This window comes from Amycolatopsis stemonae (genome assembly GCF_054781455.1).
This window is the reverse complement of record NZ_BAAGUJ010000006.1, coordinates 84,711-106,889: the sequence shown is the minus strand read 5'-3', so window position 1 is coordinate 106,889 and position 22,179 is coordinate 84,711. Positions and strand designations below refer to the sequence as shown.

The window sequence follows — 22,179 nt, the reverse complement described above, 5'->3', positions numbered from 1 at the left end:
CGGACCGGTGCGGGCTGAAACCCAGCACAGCCGGACGTCGAGGAGGCCACGCCATGGCCGAGCAGCTCCGCTTCTCCCTGCTGATCAACGGAAAAGCCGTCGAAGCCCGCTCCGGGCGCACGTTCGGGTCGCAGAACCCGTACACCGGCGAGCCGTGGGCGGAGGTGCCCGACGGCGGCCCCGAGGACGTCGACGACGCGGTCGCGGCGGCCCGCGCGGCCCTCGACGGCGAGTGGGGCGCGACCACCGGCTTCGCCCGCGCCGCCCTGCTGCGGCGGCTCGGCGACCTCATCGCCGCGAACGCCGAACGGCTCGCCCGGCTGGAGGTCAACGACTCCGGCAAGCTCTACCGCGAGATGATCGGCCAGCTCACCGGGCTCGGCGGCTGGTACCACTACTTCGCGGGCCTGGCCGACAAGATCGAGGGCCGCCAGATCCCGGCGCCGAACCCGGACTACCTCGTCTACACCCGCCGCGAGCCGGTCGGCGTCGTCGCGGCCATCACGCCGTGGAACTCGCCGCTGTTGCTGCTCACCTGGAAGCTCGCGCCCGCCCTCGCCGCCGGGTGCACGGTCGTGGTGAAGCCGTCCGAGCACTCCCCCGTTTCGACGCTGGGGCTCGCCGAGCTGATCACCGAAGCCGGGTTCCCGCCCGGCGTCGTCAACGTCGTCACCGGGCTCTCCCGCGAGACGGGCGCGGCGCTGGCCGGGCACCCGGGCGTCGACAAGGTCGCGTTCACCGGGTCGACCGCCACCGGCCGAGCGGTCGCGACGGCGGCCGCCGCGAACCTGAACAAGGTGACGCTGGAGCTCGGCGGCAAGTCACCGCAGGTGGTGTTCCCCGACGCGGACCTCGCCGCGGCCGCCAACGGCGTCATCGCCGGCGTGTTCGCCGCCACCGGCCAGACGTGCATGGCCGGGTCGCGGCTGATCGTGCACGCCGACGTCCACGACGAGCTGGTCCGGCTCGTCGCCGAGCGCGCCGGGGCGATCCGGCTCGGCGACCCGAACGAGCCCGGCACCGAGATGGGCCCGGTCGCGAACGCGCCGCAGTACGAGAAGGTGCTGCACTACCTGGAAACCGCGAAAGCCGAAGGCGCGACGGTCGTCTGCGGCGGTTCGGCGGACCCGGCGCTCGGCGGCCTGTTCGTGCGGCCGACCGTGCTGACCGGCGTGACGCCCGCGTCTACGGTCGTGCGCGAGGAGGTCTTCGGGCCGGTGCTGGCCGCGCTGACGTTCACCGAAGAGGACGAAGCGATCAAGCTGGCCAACGACACGCCGTACGGCCTCGCCGGTGCCGTGTGGACGAAGGACGTCCACCGCGCTCATCGCGTCGCGGCGCGGCTCAAGGCCGGGACGGTGTGGGTCAACGCCTACCGCGTCGTCGCGCCCTCGGTGCCGTTCGGCGGGGTGAAGAACTCCGGCCTCGGCCGCGAGAACGGCGTCCACGCGATCGACGAGTACCTGGTCGACAAGGCGGTGTGGGTCGAACTCTCCGGCGGTACGCGGGATCCGTTCACCTTGGGCTGATTCCCTCTCCCCACTTAAAGATATAGCGGAGACCGGGGCTTGCGGCAAGGCCCCGGCGGGGGTCCATCATTCGGGCTCACCATTTTCTGCGGAGGGGAATCTTTCATGCGTGTGCTGCTGTCCACGATCGGCTCGCGGGGCGAGGTGCAGCCGGTGCTGGCGCTGGCCTCGGAGCTGAGAGCACTCGGGCAGGACGTCCGCCTGTGCGTGCCGCCGGACTTCCGGTCCTGGCTGGACGAACTGGGTTTCGACGTGGTGCCCATCGGTCCCGAGCTGCGCGGAACCGCTTCGGCGCACCGCGGCAAGCCGACACCCGAACAGATCCGCGCGGCCGCCGAAGGCACCGTCACGACCCAGTTCGAGACGATCGCGGTGGCCGCCGAGGGCTGCGACGTCCTGGTCGCCGCCGGCGCCCTGCAGTTCGCCACCCGCTCGATCGCCGAGCGCCTGGGTGCCGCGTATGTCTACGCGAGTTTCTGCCCGATCACCTTGCCGTCCGACCGCCACGCGCCACCGCCGATGCCCTGGCGGTCGCCCGGAAAGGCGGAAAACCGTGCCCTTTGGGACGAAGACGCGCAGCGCTGGAACACGATGTTCGGCGGGCGCGTCAACGAACACCGCCAGGCGGCGGGTCAGGCACCGGTCGACGACCTGCCGGGCCACGTCTTCACCGACCGGCCGTGGCTCGCCGCCGACCCGGCTTTGGCGCCGTGGCCGGACGACTCCCAGGTCGTCCAGACGGGTGCCTGGATCTGGCCTGACGAACGTCCTTTGCCCGTCGAACTGCTGGGGTTCCTCGACGCCGGTGAGCCGCCGGTGTACTTCGGGTTCGGCAGCATGCGCGCGCCTGCCGAGGTCGCCACCGCGGCGCTCGAGGCCGCTCGGGCCCACGGGCGTCGGGCCATCATTGCCCGGGGGTGGGCTGATCTTGTCGCTGTGGACGCTCCCGATTGCCTTGGTGTCGGCGAGGTGAACCAGCAGGCCTTGTTCAAGCGGGTGGCTGCTGTTGTCCATCACGGGGGTGCTGGGACGACTACCTCTGCTGCGCGGGCTGGTGCTCCTCAGGTTGTCGTTCCTCAGATGTACGATCAGTTTTACTTTGGGGAGCGGGTTTCTTCGCTTGGTCTCGGTGCTACTGCCGAGCCCACTGCTTCTTCGTTGACTGCCGCTCTTGATGGTGCCCTGCGGCCTTCTGTTGCTGCTCGGGCGCGTGAGTTTGCTCGGGTTGTTCGGTTTGATGGTGCCAGTGTTGCTGCTCGTCAGCTTCTCGCTACCGTTCCTTTGTCCGCCTAGAGTTTTACTGATGCGGCTTCGCCGTGGCGTGGGAGATCGGCGCTTCGTTTGCGCCGATCTCCCACGCAGCGAGCGTCGTTCACTTCATCGAGTCCGCCATTGGGCCAACGGCGGCCCCACTCCTCGGCTCCCGACACACGGATCGCGCTGCCGCAACGCGTCCGCCGCGCTGCTGCCGACAGCCGGCCCGTCACCGCCGGGGCACTTAGCGGTTCGCCGGCCAGTACGCCAGGCGGCCGTCGGCGGGCAGCAAGTATCCCTCCCAGCGCTCCTCCGGCACCACGCCGCCCAGCTCGGCCGACAGCACCGGGTCCAGTTCGAAGCCGATCACGCCCAGGCTGAACCCGGTCCCGGCGAACACCTCCTCCGCCACCCCGGCCAGCCACGTGTCCAGTTCCGTGCGCCACGCCAGCGATCCCGGCCCGCCCGACGGGCCGAACGGGAAACCACCGACCCGGCGGTCGAGACGGGCGAGCGCACCCAACGGGAGGTAGAACGTCGTCAGCGTCGGGCCGTCGTCGAGGCTCGTGACGAAGCCGCCGCACACCACCGGGCCGCCGAACGGCGGCTGGACGGTGCCGCGAAGGTGACCGAACTCCTCCGTGGCCCCGCGCGCGCCGGTCGCGCGCCACACCGCGGCCAGGGCCGGCTCGTCGGCTTCCAAGGACAGCTCGTAGAAACCGCCCGCCCAGTTGTCCGGATCGGCGACCGCCGCGGGGTCATGCCGCGCCCTCAAGCGGACACCGCCGCGCAGCGCCGCGGCACGATCGTCTCGACGTCATCCCGCACCCGCGGCGAACTGCCGACCGCCAGGAAAACCTCGCTCGCCGCGGCGTCGGGCCCGCGGTAGCCGGGGAGCCCGTCGAGAAGGTCCATACGCCGCAGGTTAGCGGCTCCCCCGCGCCCCCCACGACCCGTTTTACCTGCGCGTTGTCACACGACAGCCCGCAACGGCGACTCACCCGGCAGCAAGGAGGTGGTCACCATGAACCCCGCGCTGGTCGGCGGCTTGGCGACGGCCGTGGTCTCCCTCGCCGGCATCTGGATCGGCCGGCTCACCACGCGGCAGGCGGACCGCCGGCTGCACCAGGAACACCTCGAAGAGCTGGCCCGGCTGAAGCTCGACGCGGCCATGCGCGCGGGAGAACTGTTCACCGCCAAGGAAAACGTCCCGGCCCACCCCGCCGCGATCGCGTCCGGGCTGCTCGCCCTCACCCGGCTCGACCACGCCGAGCTCGCGGTCGCCCTCCTGGTCAACCTCTGGTCGGACTCGGACGATTCGCGGGTCGCCGACGAAACGGCGGTTCTCGTCATCGACGCCGCGCTGACCTCCACCGGCAACGCGCAGCTGGTCGCCGCCGAACTGCTGTGCCGCAACGCGCACCGGCTGAACTCCTGCCAGTCGCTGCACTGGCCGAGCACCATCGACGGCGGCTGGAACCACGACTTCGGCCCCAAGACCAAGCTGTTGCTGATCGACGCCCTCGTCCAGCTGACGCTCGCGCACTCCAGCTGCGAAGACGCGCTGCGGGCCGTCGCGGTCCGCCTCCACGGGATCTGGCTCGGCGACGAAGACCCCCGCCTCCGGGGCTGCGTCGGCAGGCTGATCGGCGCGGTCGTCCCGGCCCTCAAGCGGCTCGACTACACGGACTTCATGCAGGGCAAGAAGACGGTACAGCTCAGCGAGCTCGAAACCGCGGCCGCCGGCGGGACCAAGAACCCGGACGGCTACCTCGACCGCCTGGTCGACGACCGCTGCAAGAAGCTGTACGCGTGGGCCATGGCGTGCGAGCAGCCCCATCCGGCCGCCTGCCTCGCCACCGCCGTCTGACGCTCAGTCCTTCCGCAGCCGCAGCGCCAGCGCCGGGCAAGCGGCCGCCGCCCGGCGCGCTTCGGTCACCAGCTCCGGCGGCACCGGCCCCGCAGCCACCACCGGATAACCCCACTCGTCGAGCCGCACGGCCTCGGGCAGCAGGTCGGCGCACAACCCGTGCGCGCGGCACCCGATCCGATCCACCGACAGCTTCACGCGACACGCTCCAGCACCCGGCACCGGCCGCCGGCCGCGTGCGCCTCGACGTCGGCGCCGAACACCCGCAACGCGCTCGCCGCGAGGCGGGCCGCGCCGTCCGGGTGGGCGCACGCGCCACGGCCGGCGAGCAGCGGGAGCCGCTCGGCCAGGCGCGGCGGACAAGCGCCGCCGACTAGGGACGCGAAGTCTTCCGCGACCGCCGGAAGGCCGAACATGCACGGCCCGCACTGCCGGGCCGACTCGGCCGCGAGGAACGCCAGGACCTTCGCCGTGTACGCCAGCCCGCACGCACGGGCCGGCAGCGCGTACACCGCCGGAATCCCCGAGACCCCGAGCCTCAGGTCGGCCGTCCAGGTCCCGCCGTACCCGCCGACGAGCACCGCCTGCACCGGCTCGGTCTCGCCGCCTGCCGCGGCCAGCAGGTCCGCGAGCGACGCCCCGCGCGTCGCCTCGACGACCCCCGGGCGGGCGACCGCGCCGGTCACCGTGACGAGGTCCGTGCGTGCCGCGCGGTAGTGGTGCGGGCCGAGCAGGACCACCAACGCCAGCTGCGCCAGCGTGTCGACGTTGTCCACGAGCGTCGGGCGGCCGCGCACCCCGCGCTCGTCGGGCCGCGGCGACTTGCCCAGCGGCCGCGCGTCCCCGGACGTCAGGTAGTGGACGAGCGCGGTCTCCTCACTGGCGACGTACCGGCGCGGGACCTCCTCGACCCGGACCGGCACGGGGTCGTCGCGTTCGGCGAGAGCCGCGCGGACACCAGGCAGCACCGGGCTGCCCGCGTGCACGCACAGCACCGCCTCCCCGGCCCCGATGGCGTGCGCGGCGAGTTGCAGGCCGTCGAGCACCAGGTGCGGGGAGAGTGTCAGCAACGCGGCGTCCTTGTGGCTGAGCGGGTCGCCCTCGCAGCCGTTGGCGACGACGATCGAGCGGCGCGCCCGGGCACCGCGCAGCTTCACCGCGGTCGGGAAGCCGGCCCCGCCGCGGCCGCGCAGGTCCGCCGCGGCGACGGCTTCGATCAGCCGGTCGCGGCCGTCTTCGCCGTGGTAGGCGACCCACGGCACGACGCCGTGGGCGCGCCGGTGGCCGGCCAGGTCGAGCCGGCGGGGCGGCAGGATGGTCATCGGGAGCCTCCGAGCGGCGAGAGCTTGCGGGTTTCGGTGTCGGCGTCGCGGGCGGTGACCCGGTAGGCGACGGCGCCGAGCGCGGCCAGCACGCACAGCACGTCGAGGGCGACGATCCAGCCGTACGCGGCGTCGTTCTCGGCCATGCCGAAGCCGTGCACGAGCGCGACCGGCCAGCACAGGTAGGCGAGCCAGTGCACGGCGCGCCAGGCCCGCGCCGGGATGCGCGTGCGGACCAGGCTGGTGACTACGATCGCCAGCAGCAGATCGATCGCGACGGCGCCGAGACCGACCCAGAACGGCTGGTAGTCCGACCCGAACGGGATGATCACGTCGAGCCAGCCGAGCGGGACATAGCCGTCGAGGACGGCCGACGCGATGTGCGCGGCGAGGAACGCGAGGCTGGTCAGCGCGAGGTTCCGGTGCACGGCGGCGACGGTGAACCGCGGCCACTCCCGCGTCGCGAACCGCCCGGCGCCGAGCGCGCCGAGAACGACGACGCCGGTGAAGAGCACGAGCGAGACGAGCCCGGTCGCGCGGCTGAAGTACCAGACGGCGGAGCTCATGCGGCGTCCCGTTCCGCCGGCCAGCCGGGCGTCGTGACGACGTCGCCGCCGACCCCGACGAGCCGCGCGGGCAGCCGCCGTTCCGCGAGCCAGCCCGTCGCAGCCATCCCGAGCACGACAGCCGCGGTGCTGGCGGTATTGGCGTCCACAGTGGACCTGGCGGCGACGGTCACCGTGCGCCAGCGCGGTTCCGGCACATCACCGGTCCGCGGGTCGACGATGTGGTGCACGGTCCGCTCGCCACGGCGCCAGCGCCGGCGGGCGATGCCGGAACTGGCGAGCGCACCACCCCGCCGCAGCGCAACAGTGGCGTCCGGCCGCGCGAGCGCATCGGCATGGTCATCGCCGAGGGCGACCTGCCAGCCGCCCGCGGGCCCGGCCCCCGCGGCGCGGAGATCGCCGCCGAGGTTGACGAGAACACCGCAGCCGAGCACGGCGTGGATCCGCCGCGCAGCCCGATCGGCGGCGAGGGCTTTCGCGGTGGCCCCGAGATCGAGGTGGACCCCCCGCGGCAGGACGACGAGCCGTTGCCCGGGATCGAAGAGCACCCGATGCCAGCCGGGCGCGGGTGTGAGGGGCTGCGGCTCCGGTCCGGCAGCCGGGCCGCCGGAACCGGCCGCCGGGCCGCACGAGCCTCCGCACTCGGCCGCGTCGGCGAGCGGAGCCGCATCGCCCGCCTGCCGGGCCGAGCTGCCGGAACCCTCCAGCAACGCGAAGTCCCGGTCGTACCCCAGCGCCCGCACGGCCGCACCGACCGTCGGATCGACCAACCCGTCCGTCAGGCGGGCCGCCCGCAAGGCCGCTCCCAATGCCTCCGCCAGCAGCGGTCCTACCCGGACCTGGCGCCCGGCCGTCTCGTGCAGGCGGGAGATCTCCGAGTCCGTGCGGAAGCGGCTGCACGCCAGGTCGATCGCCGCCAGCTCCTCGTGCAGGAGCGCGACCGCCGCGTCCAGCTTCGGTGGGTCCGTGACCAGCACCTCGGCCGTCGTGCCCAGGGCCGGGAACGCCCTCGCCGCGGTCGTCACGACGCACCCGTGCCCGTGTGGGCCTGGCCGGATCCGCTGCCCAGGCCGCTGTCGGACGACTGGAGCTGGTCCTGGGAACCGGTATTGGTGGTCTGGGTGGTCGACGTGTCGGCGGAGGCCGCCGACAGGCCGAAGCCGATCGCGCCGGCGGCGGCCGCGCCGAGCACCGCTGCGGTCACCGTGACCAGTGCGGCCTTGCGGCGGCCGTGCTCGCGGCGGGCCGGGCCGTCTGTCGTGTGGGGGTCCATGGGTCCGAGTCTCGGCGCGGATCCTTTGAACGAGCTGGGAGCGACCTGTCAAGTCCCTGACTGTCCACTATGGACACCTACCAAAGGAGGTTGACACCCGAAAGCGGTTCACCCACTCTTTCCGTTGTTCGCCGGAGGTTCCCTGATGTTCACGAACCGGACCACGGCACAGCACCGGCCGGCCCGGGGGACTGGGCATCATGAGGCGCCCTCACCCGCCACCGTTGGAGGACTCCATGATCCGCAAGCGGATCTTCGCCGCCTTCGCCGCCGCCACCCTGGTCACAGCCGGTGCGGTCACCGCGGCCGTCGTCACCGGAACGGCCGAACCGGCGGTCCGGCCGACCGCGTCGACCGTGCCGGCGTTCGACCACGTCGTCCTCGTGATGTTCGAGAACAAGAAGTACTCGTCGATCAACGGCAGCTCCAGCGCCCCCTACTTCAACACCCTCGCCTCGCAGAGCGCGAAGTTCACGAACTCCTTCGCCATCACCCACCCGAGCCAGCCCAACTACGTCGCCCTCTTCTCGGGCGCGACGCAGGGCGTGACCAGCGACAGCTGCCCGGCCGACCTCGGCGCGAAGGCCAACCTCGGCCAGCAGCTCATCGACGCGGGCAAGACGTTCAAGGGCTACTCCGAGTCGATGCCCTCCGACGGCTACACCGGCTGCTCCAGCGGCAACTACATGCGCAAGCACAACAGCTGGGTGGACTTCTCCAACGTCCCCGCGGCGAGCAACCTCCGCTACACGAACTTCCCCGCCGACTACAGCCAGCTGCCGACGGTCTCCTTCGTCACGCCGAACATGTGCAACGACATGCACGACTGCTCGATCGGCACCGGCGACACCTGGCTCAAGAACAACCTCGACGCCTACGCCCAGTGGGCGAAGACGCACAACAGCCTGCTGATCGTCACCTTCGACGAGGACAGCGGCACCTCGGTCAACCAGATCTTCACCAGCTTCACCGGCGCGCACGTCAAGACCGGCAGCTACAGCGAGTCGATCAACCACTACACCGTGCTGCGCACGATCGAGGCGTCCTACGGCCTGCCGGGCATCGGCGGCGCCGCGAGCAAGTCGCCGATCCTCGACGTCTGGCAGTAACCCGCGTGTACCTCTCCACCATCGGTCGCCGAGAGCACACCGGCAACGGCAAGCTCTCGGCGATCGGCGCGAACGTCTTCGCGCTCGGCGCGGTCAGCCTGGTCACCGACGTCTCTTCGGAGATGGTCACCGCGGTCCTGCCGGTGTACCTGGTGCTCGGGCTGCACCTCGGCCCCGCCGCGTACGGCCTGGTCGACGGCCTCTACACCGGCGCGACGGCGCTCCTGCGGATCGTCGGCGGGTACGTCGCCGACCGGGTCCGGCGCCGCAAGGTCGTGGCCGGCGCGGGCTACGCGCTGTCGGCGGTGATGAAGCTCGGCCTGCTCGCGGCCGGCTCGTCCGCGGCCGCGATCGGCGCCGTCATCACCCTCGACCGCACCGGCAAGGGCCTGCGGACCGCACCGCGGGACGCGCTGATCACGCTGTCGGCCCCCGAACCGCTGCTCGGCCGGGCCTTCGGCGTCCACCGCGCGATGGACAGCGTCGGCGCGTTCGCGGGGCCGCTGGTGGCGCTCGCGGTGCTGGCCGCGGTCGGGGCCGCGAACCCCGAGGCGTTCGACGCGGTGTTCGTCGTCAGCTTCTGCATCGCCGCGATCGGCGTGCTGCTGCTGGTGCTGTTCGTCCGCGACCGGCGGACGCCGAAACCCGCGGACCCCGTCTCCCCGCGCGCGGCCGTGGCGTTGCTGCGGGGCAGCGGCGTGCGACGGCTCCTGGTGGCGGCCTGCGTGCTCGGCCTGGCCACGGTCGGCGACGGGTTCGTGTACCTGCTGCTGCAGCACAAGGAGGACGTCGCGACCGGCTGGTTCCCGCTGCTGGCCGTCGGCACCAACCTGAGCTACCTGCTGCTCGCCGCGCCGCTGGGCGCGCTGGCCGACCGGGTCGGCCGGCTGCCGGTGGTGCTCGGCGGCTACGGCGCGCTGGCGCTCGTCTACCTGCTGCTGGCCGGGCCGGTTTCGGGCTGGCCGCTGTTCGTCCTGGCACTGGCGTTGTACGGCGCGTTCTACGCGGCGACCGACGGCGTGCTGATGGCCCTGGCCGGCCCGCTGCTGCCGGAGTCGTTGCGCACCACGGGACTCTCGCTGGTGCAGACGGCGCAGGCGCTCGCCTACTTCGCCTCGTCCGTCCTGTTCGGACTGGCCTGGCAGTTCTGGGGTCCCGAGCTCGCGATCGGTGTCGCCGCGGGCGGGGCCGTGGTGGCGATCGCCGTGACGTTCGCCGTGCTCTCCCCGAGGAAGGCCGCGTGAAGACCCGGATCCTGATCGCCGTCGCCGGCGTGCTCGTGCTGGCCGGAGCGGCGGTCGCGTACGTCGGGTTCGCGAGCGCGCGCAACCACGACGTCGCGGCGACCGGTGCGGTGAGCCTCTCCCCCGGCCCGCGGCTGCTGTTCCGCAGCACCGCCGACGCCGACCGCGGGCACGTCACCAGCGTGTCCGCCGCCGATCCCGGCGGGCCGCGGACGGTGTCCCCGCTGTCGTGCGTGCGGGTGTACGCCGCCGGCGGCACCGGGATCTGCCTGCGCCAGGACGGCGATCTCACCACCTACCAGCTGGTGGTGCTCGACGCGCAGCTCGCGTCGAAGCGGGAGATCCCGCTGGTCGGGCTGCCGAACCGGGCGCGGGTGTCGGCGAGCGGCCGGATGCTCGCGTGGACGGTGTTCGTCACCGGCGACTCCTACAACGGCGGCATGTTCTCCACCCGCGCCGGCATCCTCGACACCGTGACCGGCGACCTCGCCGGGACCCTGGAGGACTACGCCGTGACCGTCGACGGCCGGCCCTACCAGGCGGCCGACCTCAACTTCTGGGGTGTCACGTTCACCAGCGACGACCGCCACTTCTACGCGACGATGTCGACGGCGGGCCACCGCTACCTCGTCGCGGGCGACTTCGCCGCGCACACGATCCGCACGCTGCGCGAGAACGTCGAATGCCCTTCGCTGGCACCGGACGAAACCCGCGTGGCGTTCAAGTCCGCCGTGGACGGTGACCCGGGCAAGGGCTGGCGGCTGTCCGTTGTGGACTTGACGACCTCGAGGGTGACGCCGCTGGCCGAGACCCGCAGCGTGGACGACCAGCCCGCGTGGCTCGACGACCACACCGTCGGCTACGGCGTGCCCCGCGGGCCGGGCCACTCGGACGTCTGGTCGGTCCCCGCCGACGGCTCGGGCGCGCCCCGGCTGCTGATCCCGGAAGCGGAGTCCCCGGCGGCGCTCAGCGACGCTCGTACTGGGCGATGATGACGCCCTTCGTGGTCGTGACGCTGCTGGTGAGCGTGAACTCGGTCCGCGGCGCCGGTCCGTCGAACAGGCGCGTCCCGGAACCGAGCGTCAGCGGGTGGACCAGCAGCGTGTAGCGATCGACGAGGCCGGCGGCGTGCAGTGCGTGCCCGAGCGAGGCGCTGCCGATGACGGACAGGTCGCGGCCGGGCTGCTCCTTCAGTTCGGCGACCGTCTTCTCGGCGTCGCCGCGCAGGAGGACCGAGTTCTGCCAGGCGCCGGCGTCGTCGAGGGTGGTCGAGGCGACGTACTTGGTGACGGCGTTCATGTGCGTGGTGAACGGGTTGCCGTCTTCGCGCCCGGCCCAGGCGCCGATGAAGTCTTCCCAGGTCTGCCGCCCGAAGAGCATGTCGCCGGGGCGGCTCATGCCCTTGGCCATCTCCCGGGCCATGACCTCGTCCTGGTAGCCGGTGCCCCACCCGCCGTGGGCGAAGCCGCCGCGGGTGTCTTCGTCGGGCCGGCCGAGGCCCTGCACGACGCCGTCGAGGGTGACGTTCATGGTGACGGTGATCGAGCGCATCCGGGTGTCCTTCCGTTCGGGGTGGGTCACCTCCGGTACGAACGGCGGAGCCGCGGATCGACAGCGGGGTCAGTCGAGGTTGCGCAGGCCCTCGAGGATGCGCCGCATGAGGTCGCTGTCCGGGGGCGCGAACGCCAACCGCGGCACCGGGACCCGGCCCGACGGCGGCCGGGGCGGCGGGATCGCGCGCGGGACCCGCCACGGCAGCCGGTCCGGAGAGGCGTCGCGGCCGATCTGCTCCGGGATCGGCAGGGTCGGCAACGCGATCGTGCCCGCTTCGGCCAGGCGGACCGCGGCCTGTTCGAAGCGGAGGCGGGCCTGGATGCCGGCCACCGTCCAGTCCGGCTCCGGATCCGGGTCGACCGGGACCCGGCGCGGGCGGCGTTCGAGCGCGATCGCCCAGGCCGCCGCCGCGAGCGCGGGCAGCAGCAGGCCGGCGACGATGGCGAATCCGGGCAGGTCCGCGGCCATCAGGAGGCCCCGGAGACGGTTGGCAGCATGGCGTTCACTTCCGGACTTGCGGTTCTTCCGAAGCATGGCCGACACCTGGATATTCGACGTGAACGAATGTTTCGCGGACCCCGGAAGCCCATCATGAACGAGGGGCAACGCTCCCGCAAGCGGCCGAACGGGGTGCCCCGTCCGGGCGGTGAAACTGCAGGTCACGACCGGTTTTCGGGTAGCCGGAACGAGCCCCTCACCCAGTAGTACGGACGCCGTCGGGATCCGGTTCACTTTTGTTTCGCACGTTCCCGGTGCCGGCCCGGCGCGAACTCGCGGAATACGCATTCCGGTCGGCACACCTCGTGAGTCCCACGAGGTGTGCCTTCACGCACCGCGACTCAGCCGAGGGAGCAGCTGCGGGCCAGGTCGGCCGGGGTGGCGCCCGCCGGACGCGCGATCGTTCCCGACGCCGGCGGGCGGACGCCGTGCAGCCAGCCGGCCAGCGCGTCGAACGCCGTCCGGAAGCACGGGGCCAGCGGCCGGAGCCGGTCCGGGTACTGGTCGACCAGGCCGTCGACGTGGTTGCCGTCCTCGATCCGGTAGTAGCGGTGCAGGTTCCCGCGGCCGGCCGAGGTGATCATCCGGTCGTAGACGTCGGAGTCGCGCGTGATCGGCAGCAGGGTGTCGAGCGTGCCGTGCAGGGTCAGCAGCGGCTTGCCGATCCGGCCGGTCAGCGAGATCCGCTCCACCGCCCGCGCCACCGACGACGGCCGCGACGCGTAGTCGTAGTCGGCGTCACAGGAGGGCGTTCCCGAAGCGCAGAACGGGATTCCCGCCGCCAGCGAGCCGTCGAACGACGGGTCCACCTCCTCGCGGTAGATCCGCTGCGTGAGGTCCCAGTAGACGCGGTAGTGGTAGTCCCACAGGAACTCCGACCCCGGCGCGAACCCGGCGTCCAAAATGGACTGGTGCGCCGCCGCCGAACCGGCCGCGTAGGCCGGGTAGTTCCGCAGGGCCGGCGGCAGGAACGTGAACAGGTTCGGTCCGCCGGCGCGCCACAGGGTCCCCTCCCAGTCGACGCCCCCGTCGTAGAGCCACGGCCGGTTCTCCAGCTGCCAGCGCACGAGGTACCCGCCGTTGGACAGCCCGGCGGCCAGCGTCCGCGCGGGCGGGCGCCCGTAGTGCCGCGCCACCACGCCGCGGGCCGCGACCGTCAGCTGCGTGACGCGCGTGTTCCACTCGGCCAGCGCGTCGCCCGGCCGGACACCGTCTGCGTAGAAGGCGGCACCGGTGTTGCCCTTGTCGGTCGCGGCGAAGGCGTAGCCCTCGGCCAGCGCCTGGTCGCCGATCGCGCGGTCGTTCGCGTACTGCCGCCGCGTCCCGGGCGAGCCGGACACGACCAGGCCGCCGTTCCAGTGGTCCGGCAGGCGCAGGACGAACTGCGCGTCGTGGTTCCAGCCGTTGTTCGCGTTCGTCGTGGACGTGTCGGGGAAGTACCCGTCGACCTGCACGCCGGGCACCGCGGCGAACGTCGGCAGCCCCGCCGACGTCAGGCCGGCCCAGTCGGCCTGCACGGTGTGCCCGGACGCGAGCGTCCCGGTCGTCGTCAGGTCGTCGAGGCACGCGGACACGGCCTTCTGGGCGCCGGGCACGTCCACCCGGCAGCGCCCGGCCGAAGCCGACGCCGACGCGGGCAGGCCCGCCGCGAGCGCCCCCGCCAGAACCAGGACCAGCCATCTGCGCACGGTTCACCTCCAGTCTCGGATGGAAGGCCAACCCAAGCGCGTGCCCCACCCGCGAGCCATCCCGCCGGTCACCATGAATCCCCGCGGCGATGTGGTGGCCGTCCACATGGTCCGCACCACCGGGACGATCTAGCGTCACCGGGGACCCTCTCAACGACGAGAAGGAACTCACCATGCGCAAACTCGCCCTGGCCGGACTCGCCGCGATCACCGCAGCCGTGCTCACCACCGTCGGGGTGGCTTCCGCCGATCCGCCGCCGTCGTCGCTCGTCCAGGTCGCCGACTTCGGGGCCAACCCGGGCGCGCTGGCGATGTACTCCTACACGCCGTCCGGGCTCGAGAGCGGCCGCCCGCTGGTCGTCGCCCTGCACGGCTGCACGCAGGCCGCGAGCGACTACTACGCCCACGCCGGCTGGGCCGAGCTGGCCGACAAGTGGCGCTTCGAGGTCGTGTACCCGCAGCAGTCCACCGCGAACAACTCGCTGAAGTGTTTCAACTGGTTCTCCACCGCCGACGACACCCGCGGCAGCGGCGAGGCCGCGTCGATCAAGTCCATGGTGGACAAGGCGGTCGCCGACCACGGCTCGGACCGCTCACGCGTCTACGTCACCGGGCTTTCGGCCGGGGCCGCCATGACCGCGGACCTGCTCGCCGCGTACCCGGACGTCTTCGCGGGCGGCGGCATCGACGCCGGCATCCCCGCGCAGTGCGCCACGAGCGTCACCGAGGCGTCGGGCTGCCAGATGAACGACCAGAACCTGACGCCCGCGCAGTGGGCGTCGAAGGCGAAAGCCGGCTACCCCGGCTACAGCGGGCCGTGGCCGCGCGTCGCGATCTGGCAGGGCACCGCGGACTACACCGTCTACCCGGTCAACGGCACCGAGCTGCGCGACCAGTGGACGGCGGTGCACGGCGTCTCCCAGACTCCGACGAGCACCCAGTCCCTGCCGGGCAGCACGACGCTGACGAACTACGCCGACAAGGTCCAGCTGTATTCGATCGCCAGCATGGGCCACGGCACCGCGGTCGACCCGGGCACCGGCGCGACGCAGTGCGGCAGCACCGGCGCGTACTTCCTCGCGGGCATCTGCTCCAGCTACTACACGGGCGTGTTCTGGGGGCTGGACAAGGGAACCGGCGGTACGACGACGACCACCGCGCCGCCGACGACGGCCACGACCACCACCCAGCCGTCGGGCACGTGCGTGAACGCGAGCAACTACGCCCACACCCAGGCGGGCCGGGCCCACCAGAGCGGCGGGCAGGTGTACGCGAACGGTTCCAACCAGGCGATGGGGCTGTGGAACACGTTCACCACGCACGCCCTGCAGGAGACGTCACCGGGGTACTGGGTCATCGCCGACGGGAAGTGCTAGCAGGCCCGTCAGCAGCACCGCGGTCAGCCGCCGCGCCGCCGCGCTCGTGGGCGCGGACGTCGTCGCCCGCAGCGCGAGCCGGACGTCGCCGGCCGACACCCCGGGGCGCAGGACGCCCTCGGCCCGGGCCCGTTCGACCAGCCGCGTGAACGCTTCGGCGTGCACGCGGCGCCGGTCGGCGAGCTCCGGTCCGGTGAGGACGTCGAGCAGCCCGGGCTCCTCGAGCCGCCACTCGCCGAAGCGGTGGAACGTCCGGGTCAGCGCGCGGCGGCTGTCCGGGTCAGCGAGCGCGGCCCGCAGCTGGTGCTCGCACCGGTCCACCTGGCCGGCGACCACGGCGGCGAGCAGGTCGGCGCGGGACGGGAAGTGCCGGTGGACCGTCGCGGGCGCGAGCCCGGCCCGCCGCGCGATCTCGCGCACCGGCAGGTCGGGACCGTGCCGCGCGAAGGCCGTGTGCGCCACCGCGACGAGGTGCCGGCGGTTGTGCTCGGCGTCCACCCGGCGTTTCCGAGTCACTTCGTCCCGCACGGCTCTCACTTCCCCGCTCGTCACCGGTGCTCACTCCTACGGTAGGCGTGGTCAGCGGTCGGACGTCGAGGAGTGAGTGTGTTCGCAGTCCGGTTCGAGCGGTTCGGCCCGCCCGGCGTCCTGTCCACCGGCGAGCTCCCGGAGCCGCACGCCGGGCCCGGCGAGGTGCGGATCCGCGTCCGGGCGGCCGGGGTCTCGCCGGTCGACCTCGCCATCCGGGCCGGGAAGTCGCGGGCGCCGATCGCCCTGCCGCACATCCCCGGCGTCGACGCGGCGGGCGTCGTGGACGAGGCCGGGCCCGGGGTCGCGGTGGGCGACGAGGTCTTCGGCGCGGTCGACGTCGCGCGGCTCGGCGGCGCGACGGCCGAGTTCGCCGTCCTCGCCTTCTGGGCGGCGAAACCGCCGTCGATGCCGTGGGAGCAGGCCGGCGCGGCGGCCTCCGGCATCGAGACGGCCACCCGGGCCTTGGACCTGCTCGCCGTCCGCGACGGCATGACGCTGCTCATCGACGGCGCGTCCGGCGGGGTCGGCAGCCTCGCGGTGGGCCTCGCGCTCGCGCGCGGCGCCCGCGTGTTCGGGACGGCCGGAGACCTGGGCTTCGTCGAAAGCCTGGGCGCCACACCGGTTTCGTACGGCCCCGGCTTGCCCGCACGGGTACCGGGCCGGGTCGACGCGGCTCTCGACGTCGCGGGCCAAGGCTCGCTGCCGGAGCTGGTCGAGCTGACCGGGACGCCGTCGAAGGTCGTCACGCTCGCCGACTTCAGCGGTCCCTCGCACGGCGTCCGCGTCTCGACCGGCGCGCTGGGCGGCGAGCCGGACGGGCGGCACGGCCTCGCCGCCGCGGCCGCGTTGTTCGAGGCGGGCCGGTTCCGCGTGCCCGTCGAGGCGGTGTTCACGGACGCGGCCGCCGCGCACGCCGCCGCCGGACGCGGGCCGCGGCGGGGCAAGGTCGTCGTGCGGGTCAGCGGGTAGTCGCCCGGACCGTCGCGGCCCACTCGGCCGGGCGCGTGGAGCCCCGCTCGCCGAGCGCGATCAGGGCGCACTCGCGGCCTTGGTCGAAGAGTGACTGCGCGATCGTGGTCAGGCCGGTGCGCGCGGCGTCCGGGTCGTCGTCCCACCCGGCCACCGCGAGGTCTTCGGGCACGCGAAGGCCGCGGCACCGGGCGGCGTCGAGGACGGCGAAGGCGAGCTGGTCGCTCATGGCGACCACGGCGTCGGGCTCGGTGTCGAGCAGCTCTTCGACCGTCTTGCCGGCTTCGTCGCGGTCGTTGCGGGACACCACGGCCACCGGGATCCCGCCGGGGTCGCCGAGGTGGTCGTAGATGCCGAGCAGCCGCTCCCGAGTGACGGGGAACGCCACGGTTTCCGGCGCGGGCCCGGTTTCCAGCCGCGGCCGGCGGTCGCGGTCGAAGGGGAAGCTGAGCACGGCCGGCCGGCGCGCGCCGGCGAACGTGCGCGCGGCCAGCTCACGCGCGGACGCGCGGTTGTCGATGGTGACCACCCGGGCGCCGCCGACGGCCGGGCCGCCGTGGATCGCGACCGGTTTCCCGAGCCCGCGCACGACGTCGAGCACCGGGTCGGCGTCGACGGTCGTCCAGACGATGTAGCCGTCGACCGACGCCGACCGCACGCGCTCGACGTCGTCCTCCGCGCCGGTGGTCGGGATGAGGTTCAGCCCGCTCCCGCGTTCGCGGCAGACCTCCGCCACGCCGGCGAGGAACCGGCGGGCCTGCGGGTCTTCGAAGGCGTAGGCGAGGTGTTCGCCGAGCACGACGCCGATCGCGCCGTTGTGCCGCCGGCGCAGCGACCGCGCGGTCGGGTCCGGCCCGCGGTAGCCGAGCTCGGCGGCCACCTCGCGGACGCGCCGCAGCGTCTCGGGGGCGACCCGGTCGGGCTGGTTGTAGCAGTACGACACCGTCATCGCCGAGACGCCGCAGCGGCGCGCGACGTCCGCCATCGTGACGCGACCGGCACCGGACATGGGCACACCTTAGCTGTGTATCGTTAAACAATGCTCGTCGCACCCCGGACCCGGCTCGCGCTGGGCGCCTTGAGCGCCGCCTGTTTCGTGTCCGTGACCTCGGAAAACCTGCCCGTCGGCCTGCTCCCTCAGCTCTCGGCCGGGCTGGGTGTCCCGGAACCGGCCATCGGCCTCCTGATGACCGGGTACGCGCTGGTCGTCGCGGTCTCGGTGGTGCCGCTGGTCGCGTTGACCGGCCGCTGGGACCGCCGGACGACCGCCCTGGTCACCCTCGGCATGGTCGTGGTGTCCAACCTGGTCCTCGCGGTCGCGCCGAACTACGGCGTCGCCGTCGCCGCCCGGCTGGTGGCGGCCGCGGGCCACGGCGTGTTCTGGTCGGTCGTCGCGTCGATGGCCGGCCGGCTGCTCGGGCCCGGGCAGGGTGGCCGGGCGACGGCCGTCGTGTTCGCCGGGAACTCCCTGGCCTTCCTGTTCGGGCTCTCGGCCAGTTCGTGGCTCGGCGCGACCTTCGGCTGGCGGACCGCGGTCCTCGCCGTGGCCGGGGTCGCCGCGCTGACCGGGCTGGTCATCCGGCTCACGGTCGGCCCGATGCCCGCCGAAGCACCGGAGCCCGGCCGCCCGGCCGTCGCCGACCGCGCGCTGCTCCCGGTCAACCTGACGACGTTGCTCGTGGTGACCGGGCACTTCGCGGCGTTCACCTACATCACGGCGCTCATCGCGCACTACGTCCACCTGACCGGCCCGGCGACGTCGAGTCTGCTCTTCGCCCACGGCACGGCGGGCCTGATCGGCCTGGTCCTGATCGGCAGGCACGTCGACCGGCACCCGCGCGCGACGGCGTTGTTCACCACCGGCGGCCTCGCCGTCTGCATGCTGGTGCTGCTGGCCGGCCCCGGAGTCGCGGTGCCGGGCGCGGCGATCGTGCTGTGGGCCGGTCCGGCGGCCGGGATCGGCGTGGTGCTGCAGGCGGCGGTCCTGCGCGTCGCGAAAGGCCGGCCGGACCTCGCGTCGGCGGTTTACATCGTGGCGTTCCAGATCGGCATCGCGCTCGGTGCGGCGCTCGGCGGGCTCGGGCTGGACCACGGGATGCTCCCGCTCGCGGCCGTCATCGCGGCGGCGGGCGGCGTCACGTCGGCGATCGTCGTGCGCCGGTCGCGGGCGTTCGATTCACCGGCCTAGGCGGTGCACCCGCAGCGCCAGCTGGATCTCCAGGGCACGCTCCGGCGCCTGCCAGTCCTCCCCCAGCAGCGACGCCACCCGCTCCAGCCGCTGGACCACGGTGTTGACGTGGACGTGCAGCACGTCCTTCGTGCGCGCGAGTTGCGAACCGCTCGCGAAGTACGCCCGCAGCGTCGCGACCAGTTCGGTGCCGCGGCGCGCGTCGTAGTCCAGGACGGGCCCGAGCGTCCGGCGGACGAACCCGTCGAGGTCGGCGTGGTCGCCCAGCACCTGCCCGAGAAAACCGAGCCCCGCCATCGCCGCGCCTTCGCCGGTCCGGCCCAGCGCGAGCAGCGCCCGCACGCAGCGCGCCGCTTCCGCGTGGGCCTCCGCGATCGCCGACGGCCCGCTCGCCGGCCCGGCGGCACCGACGGTGACCGGGCGGCCGGTCACCGCGCCGAGGTCGGCCGCCACGCGGCGCGCCAGCTCGTCCGGGTCGCCCGCGCCGAGCAGCACGACCTCCTCCGCGTGCACGCCGACCAGTGTGGCGTGCCGGGCGGCCGCGCTCGCCAGGCGCCGCCGCGAACCGCCGTCCGCGTGCGCGACGAGCACCGCGTGCGGCACCGAAAGGTCGATCCCCAGCCGGCGGCCGCGCGCCAGCAGCGCCCGGGGGTTGCGGTCGGGCGCGGTGAGCAGGTCGGTCAGCAGCTCGCCGCGGACCTCGTCTTCGGCCCGCACCACCGAACGCCGCAGCATCAGCAGCAGCGCCGTCACGACGCCCGCGCGTTCGAACAGCCGCCGGTCGGGGTCGGTCAGCCCGTCGCGGCCGGCCAGCACCAGGCTGCCGAGCAGTTCGGGACCGGCCTGCACCGCGCACACCCAAGTGTCCCTTGTGGACACCGCACGTCCGGCGGCGCGGGCCGCGGCGAGCGCGTCGCGGTCGAGCGCGACCGGCACCGACGAGCTCGCCAGCAGCGCGCCGTCGGCGTCGTACACCGTGAGGTCGCCGTGCAGCACCCCGGCGACCGCGGCCGCGACGTCCGGCAGGTCGCCGCCGCGCAGCACGAGGTCGGTGAGCCGGTCGTGCGCATCCTGGGCGCGTTCCATCGCTTCGTTGTGCGCGCGGATCGTCGCGTTGGCCTCGTTGAGCTCCGCAACGGCGCGGCGCGTCTGGTCGAGCAGGTTCGCGCTGTCGAGCGCGATCGCGGCGTGGTCGGCGAGCGACGACAGCAGCGCCACCTCGTCCGCGGAGAACTCCCGCGTCGAGCGGTCGGACGCGAAGAGCACGCCGAGCACCTTCGGCCCGATCGCCAGCGGGACGCCGAGGATCGCGGTCAGGCCCTCGTCCTTGACGCCGGAGTCGATGTGCCGGGTGTGCTTGAACCGGTCGTCGTTGAAGTAGTCCGACGTGGCGTACGGCCGCGCGGTCAGCGCGACCAGCCCGCCGAGGCCCTCCCCCATGCCGAGCACGATCTGCTGGAACTCCGCCGACACCGACCCGTCGCTGACCCGGACGTAGGTCTTGTTCTCGGCTTCACGGTTCAGCGACAGGTAGGAGACGTCGACGTTGAGCAACGCCCGTGCCCGCCGGACGATCGAGCGCAGCACGGTGTCCGGATCGGACAGTGCGGCCAGCTCGCTCGCGGTGTCGAACAACGCGCCGAGCTGGGCCTCGCGCCGCCGGTGCTCGGCGAGCGTCTCGCGGATCCGCAGCGCCAGCTCACCCGCGCTGGCCAGCTCGGCCAGGTCGGCCGCGCCGAGCGCGCCCTCGGCGCGGGCCGCCACGACGACGTGCGCCAGCTGCTCGGTGCTCGCCCCGGAGGCGAGCAGGTCGAGCAGCCGGCGCAACGCGTCGCTGGGTGCGGTCACGGCGGTCATGCTAGGGCGAAACGGCCGCCGTCTCCGCCCGAACGTCGTCATCGTGCAACGATTCGCCGCGCGTCTCGCGGGCCGCGAGCAGGGCGATCACGGTGAGGACGCACATCGCCGCGACGTACAGCGACACCGGCACGGTGCTGTGCCACGCCGAGAACAGCGCCACGGCGATCAGCGGCGCGACGGCCCCGGCGGCGATCGACGACAGCTGCCCGCCGACCGAAAGCCCGGTGTAGCGCACCCGCGTCGGGAACTGCTCGGCGAAGAACGCGGCCTGCGGGCCGTACATCGCGCCGTGCAGCAGCAGCCCGACGGTCGTGGCCAGCACGATCACCGCCGACGACTTCGTGTCCATCAGCGCGAAGAACGCGAAGCCCCACAACGCCATCCCGATCGCGCCGAACAGGTACACCGGGCGGCGGCCGACGCGGTCGGAAAGCGCACCCCACAGCGGGATCGTCACGAAGTGCACGGCCGAGCCGATGAGCACCGCGCTCAGGCCGACGCCCTTCGGCAGGTGCAGCCCGGTCGTGACGTACACGAGGATGAACGCGGTCAGCACGTAGTACGAGACGTTTTCGGCCATCCGCGCGCCGATCGTGACCAGCACCTGACGCGAGTTGCGGCGGAACACCTCGACGACCGGGACGTGCTTTTCGGCGCGCTTCTCGGCCTGTTCCTGGGCGGCGAGGAACACCGGCGACTCGGCCACCGCCAGCCGGATCCACAGCCCGATCAGCAGCAGCACCCCCGACAGCAGGAAAGGCACGCGCCAGCCCCAGGAGAGGAACGTCGCGTCGGACTGCGTCGCGGACAGGATCGCCAGCACCGCGGTGGCCAGCAGGTTGCCGCCGGGGGCACCGCACTGCGGCCAGCTCGCCCAGAAGCCGCGACGGCGGTCGTCGCCGTGCTCCGAGACGATCAGGACGGCCCCGCCCCACTCGCCGCCGAGCGCGAAGCCCTGGATGAGCCGGAGGAAGGTGAGCAGCAGCGGAGCCGCGACGCCCGCGGACGCGTACGTCGGCAGCACGCCCATCAGGCACGTCGAGTCGCCCATCAGCACCAGGCTGACGATGAGCAGCTTCTTGCGCCCGAGCCGGTCGCCGTAGTGGCCGAACACCAGGCCGCCGACCGGGCGGGCCAGGAACCCGACCGCGTAGGTCAGGAACGCCAGCAGCGTGCCGGTGAGCGGGTCCGCCGTCGGGAAGAACAGCTTGTTGAACACCAGCGCGGCGGCCGAGGTGTAGAGGAAGAAGTCGTACCACTCGATGGTGGTGCCGATCAGGCTCGCGCCGACGATCTTGGCGATCGCCGACCGGTGGGGTTGGCTCACTGCGGGCTCCACTTCCTTGTG

23 protein-coding genes are annotated in these 22,179 nt (G+C 73.1%); 9 read left to right on the top strand and 14 right to left on the bottom strand.

Going from position 1 to position 22,179, the window contains the following annotated elements; genetic code table 11:
• Positions 1 to 53: 53 nt before the first annotated feature.
• Both ACYVLJ_RS23160 and ACYVLJ_RS23155 read left to right on the top strand, forming a co-directional pair.
• Positions 54 to 1,529, top strand: a complete 1,476-nt coding sequence (locus ACYVLJ_RS23160) for an aldehyde dehydrogenase (RefSeq protein WP_451984963.1) — start codon at positions 54 to 56, stop codon at positions 1,527 to 1,529.
• Between the two features lie 105 nt (positions 1,530 to 1,634).
• On the top strand, positions 1,635 to 2,822 hold the full coding sequence (locus ACYVLJ_RS23155) for a glycosyltransferase (RefSeq protein ID WP_460440259.1): 1,188 nt from the start codon (positions 1,635 to 1,637) through the stop codon (positions 2,820 to 2,822).
• Between the two features lie 205 nt (positions 2,823 to 3,027).
• Here the strand turns inward: ACYVLJ_RS23155 and ACYVLJ_RS23150 are convergent, their stop codons facing one another.
• Together ACYVLJ_RS23150 and ACYVLJ_RS23145 are read right to left on the bottom strand one after the other, a co-directional pair.
• Positions 3,028 to 3,558, bottom strand: a complete 531-nt coding sequence (locus ACYVLJ_RS23150) for a hypothetical protein (RefSeq protein ID WP_460440258.1) — start codon at positions 3,556 to 3,558, stop codon at positions 3,028 to 3,030.
• Positions 3,555 to 3,698 carry a hypothetical protein gene (locus ACYVLJ_RS23145; RefSeq protein WP_460440257.1) on the bottom strand — a complete coding sequence of 48 codons (144 nt, stop codon included), beginning with the start codon at positions 3,696 to 3,698 and terminating at the stop codon, positions 3,555 to 3,557. The genes ACYVLJ_RS23150 and ACYVLJ_RS23145 overlap by 4 nt, the downstream gene beginning before the upstream one ends.
• A 109-nt stretch (positions 3,699 to 3,807) precedes the next feature.
• Between ACYVLJ_RS23145 and ACYVLJ_RS23140 the strand changes: the two genes are divergently transcribed.
• The gene (locus ACYVLJ_RS23140; RefSeq protein WP_451984971.1) at positions 3,808 to 4,653 is read left to right on the top strand and encodes a hypothetical protein; all 846 of its coding nucleotides are present in this window, start codon (positions 3,808 to 3,810) and stop codon (positions 4,651 to 4,653) included.
• A gap of 3 nt (positions 4,654 to 4,656) precedes the next feature.
• Here the strand turns inward: ACYVLJ_RS23140 and ACYVLJ_RS23135 are convergent, their stop codons facing one another.
• Genes ACYVLJ_RS23135 through ACYVLJ_RS23115 form a run of 5 tightly spaced genes read right to left on the bottom strand, consistent with a single transcriptional unit; the run spans position 4,657 to position 7,814 of the window.
• The gene (locus tag ACYVLJ_RS23135; RefSeq protein WP_460440256.1) at positions 4,657 to 4,851 is read right to left on the bottom strand and encodes a ferredoxin; all 195 of its coding nucleotides are present in this window, start codon (positions 4,849 to 4,851) and stop codon (positions 4,657 to 4,659) included.
• Positions 4,848 to 5,975, bottom strand: coding sequence for an NADH-ubiquinone oxidoreductase-F iron-sulfur binding region domain-containing protein (locus tag ACYVLJ_RS23130; protein WP_460440255.1), 1,128 nt, complete (start codon positions 5,973 to 5,975; stop codon positions 4,848 to 4,850). The genes ACYVLJ_RS23135 and ACYVLJ_RS23130 overlap by 4 nt, the downstream gene beginning before the upstream one ends.
• Entirely contained in the window at positions 5,972 to 6,541 is a 570-nt protein-coding gene (locus ACYVLJ_RS23125) for a ferric reductase-like transmembrane domain-containing protein (RefSeq protein WP_460440254.1), read from the bottom strand. Before ACYVLJ_RS23125 ends, ACYVLJ_RS23130 begins: the two co-directional genes overlap by 4 nt.
• On the bottom strand, positions 6,538 to 7,566 hold the full coding sequence (locus tag ACYVLJ_RS23120; protein WP_460440253.1) for an FAD:protein FMN transferase: 1,029 nt from the start codon (positions 7,564 to 7,566) through the stop codon (positions 6,538 to 6,540). The genes ACYVLJ_RS23125 and ACYVLJ_RS23120 overlap by 4 nt, the downstream gene beginning before the upstream one ends.
• On the bottom strand, positions 7,563 to 7,814 hold the full coding sequence (locus tag ACYVLJ_RS23115; RefSeq protein WP_451984981.1) for a hypothetical protein: 252 nt from the start codon (positions 7,812 to 7,814) through the stop codon (positions 7,563 to 7,565). Before ACYVLJ_RS23115 ends, ACYVLJ_RS23120 begins: the two co-directional genes overlap by 4 nt.
• Positions 7,815 to 8,050: 236 nt before the next feature.
• Here ACYVLJ_RS23115 and ACYVLJ_RS23110 point away from each other — a divergent pair, with 236 nt between their 5' ends.
• From ACYVLJ_RS23110 to ACYVLJ_RS23100, 3 genes are read left to right on the top strand one after another with little or no spacing between them, the layout of a single operon-like run.
• Positions 8,051 to 8,923: an alkaline phosphatase family protein gene (locus ACYVLJ_RS23110; protein ID WP_451984983.1), complete on the top strand. Its 873-nt coding sequence runs from the start codon at positions 8,051 to 8,053 to the stop codon at positions 8,921 to 8,923.
• Between the two features lie 5 nt (positions 8,924 to 8,928).
• Positions 8,929 to 10,167, top strand: coding sequence for an MFS transporter (locus ACYVLJ_RS23105; protein WP_460440252.1), 1,239 nt, complete (start codon positions 8,929 to 8,931; stop codon positions 10,165 to 10,167).
• Positions 10,164 to 11,159 carry a TolB-like translocation protein gene (locus tag ACYVLJ_RS23100; RefSeq protein ID WP_460440251.1) on the top strand — a complete coding sequence of 332 codons (996 nt, stop codon included), beginning with the start codon at positions 10,164 to 10,166 and terminating at the stop codon, positions 11,157 to 11,159. The genes ACYVLJ_RS23105 and ACYVLJ_RS23100 overlap by 4 nt, the downstream gene beginning before the upstream one ends.
• Here ACYVLJ_RS23100 and ACYVLJ_RS23095 read toward each other — a convergent pair.
• The 3 genes from ACYVLJ_RS23095 to ACYVLJ_RS23085 form a co-directional block, all read right to left on the bottom strand.
• Complete coding sequence (locus ACYVLJ_RS23095) at positions 11,134 to 11,718, bottom strand: dihydrofolate reductase family protein (protein WP_460440250.1); 585 nt, start codon at positions 11,716 to 11,718, stop codon at positions 11,134 to 11,136. The genes ACYVLJ_RS23100 and ACYVLJ_RS23095 overlap by 26 nt on opposite strands.
• 69 nt (positions 11,719 to 11,787) lie before the next feature.
• Positions 11,788 to 12,189, bottom strand: coding sequence for a hypothetical protein (locus ACYVLJ_RS23090; RefSeq protein WP_451984991.1), 402 nt, complete (start codon positions 12,187 to 12,189; stop codon positions 11,788 to 11,790).
• Positions 12,190 to 12,560: 371 nt separating this feature from the next.
• On the bottom strand, positions 12,561 to 13,889 hold the full coding sequence (locus ACYVLJ_RS23085) for a tannase/feruloyl esterase family alpha/beta hydrolase (RefSeq protein ID WP_460440595.1): 1,329 nt from the start codon (positions 13,887 to 13,889) through the stop codon (positions 12,561 to 12,563).
• A 191-nt stretch (positions 13,890 to 14,080) separates the two neighbouring features.
• Here ACYVLJ_RS23085 and ACYVLJ_RS23080 point away from each other — a divergent pair, with 191 nt between their 5' ends.
• Positions 14,081 to 15,283, top strand: coding sequence for a CE1 family esterase (locus ACYVLJ_RS23080; protein WP_460440249.1), 1,203 nt, complete (start codon positions 14,081 to 14,083; stop codon positions 15,281 to 15,283).
• On the opposite strand, the gene ACYVLJ_RS23075 is transcribed toward ACYVLJ_RS23080, so the two are convergent.
• The gene (locus tag ACYVLJ_RS23075; protein ID WP_460440248.1) at positions 15,245 to 15,811 is read right to left on the bottom strand and encodes a TetR/AcrR family transcriptional regulator; all 567 of its coding nucleotides are present in this window, start codon (positions 15,809 to 15,811) and stop codon (positions 15,245 to 15,247) included. The two genes, ACYVLJ_RS23080 and ACYVLJ_RS23075, sit on opposite strands and share 39 nt — an antisense overlap.
• 78 nt (positions 15,812 to 15,889) lie before the next feature.
• On the opposite strand from ACYVLJ_RS23075, the gene ACYVLJ_RS23070 reads away from it, so the two are divergent.
• Positions 15,890 to 16,783: an NADP-dependent oxidoreductase gene (locus ACYVLJ_RS23070; RefSeq protein ID WP_460440247.1), complete on the top strand. Its 894-nt coding sequence runs from the start codon at positions 15,890 to 15,892 to the stop codon at positions 16,781 to 16,783.
• Here ACYVLJ_RS23070 and ACYVLJ_RS23065 read toward each other — a convergent pair.
• Complete coding sequence (locus ACYVLJ_RS23065) at positions 16,773 to 17,792, bottom strand: LacI family DNA-binding transcriptional regulator (protein WP_460440246.1); 1,020 nt, start codon at positions 17,790 to 17,792, stop codon at positions 16,773 to 16,775. The genes ACYVLJ_RS23070 and ACYVLJ_RS23065 overlap by 11 nt on opposite strands.
• 30 nt (positions 17,793 to 17,822) lie before the next feature.
• On the opposite strand from ACYVLJ_RS23065, the gene ACYVLJ_RS23060 reads away from it, so the two are divergent.
• On the top strand, positions 17,823 to 18,971 hold the full coding sequence (locus ACYVLJ_RS23060; protein WP_460440245.1) for an MFS transporter: 1,149 nt from the start codon (positions 17,823 to 17,825) through the stop codon (positions 18,969 to 18,971).
• On the opposite strand, the gene ACYVLJ_RS23055 is transcribed toward ACYVLJ_RS23060, so the two are convergent.
• Together ACYVLJ_RS23055 and ACYVLJ_RS23050 are read right to left on the bottom strand one after the other, a co-directional pair.
• Complete coding sequence (locus tag ACYVLJ_RS23055) at positions 18,960 to 20,828, bottom strand: helix-turn-helix domain-containing protein (protein WP_460440244.1); 1,869 nt, start codon at positions 20,826 to 20,828, stop codon at positions 18,960 to 18,962. The genes ACYVLJ_RS23060 and ACYVLJ_RS23055 overlap by 12 nt on opposite strands.
• Before the next feature lies 1 nt (position 20,829).
• The gene (locus ACYVLJ_RS23050; RefSeq protein WP_460440243.1) at positions 20,830 to 22,158 is read right to left on the bottom strand and encodes an MFS transporter; all 1,329 of its coding nucleotides are present in this window, start codon (positions 22,156 to 22,158) and stop codon (positions 20,830 to 20,832) included.
• Between the last annotated feature and the right edge of the window lie 21 nt (positions 22,159 to 22,179).